The organism is Borrelia persica No12 (assembly GCF_000500045.1).
Classification (GTDB): Bacteria; Spirochaetota; Spirochaetia; order Borreliales; family Borreliaceae; genus Borrelia; species Borrelia persica.
The window spans coordinates 1-281 of the sequence record NZ_AYOT01000109.1 but is presented as its reverse complement, the minus strand read 5'-3'; the positions used below and the strand labels follow the sequence as shown (position 1 = coordinate 281).

The window sequence follows — 281 nt, the reverse complement described above, 5'->3', positions numbered from 1 at the left end:
TATTTGTGTCCATCTGGAGCACTAAAAACAATAAATGAAATAATATTAGTTTTAATATTACTTTTAAGTTTGATATCAATGACTCCGGGAGCAGAAGTTTTAGGTTCGATATCAACGTTGAGAAAAGCTTTAAATAATTTTTTGAAAGATTCATGTGTGCCGATATATCGTAAAGCAAAAAGGACACTATCAATGTTCTGTACCAGAGTATCTAGAGTTTGGTTTTTTGAATATATTATTTGAAGTATTTCGGATAACCAGAATGCAATAAAACGTGAATT

The 281-nt window shown here is 29.5% G+C and carries 1 protein-coding gene; it reads right to left on the bottom strand.

Annotated features, from left to right (window positions below; translation table 11 throughout):
- Positions 1–281: DUF735 family protein (locus tag U881_RS0102290; RefSeq protein WP_024653107.1), on the bottom strand; the 281-nt coding region annotated here is incomplete at both ends.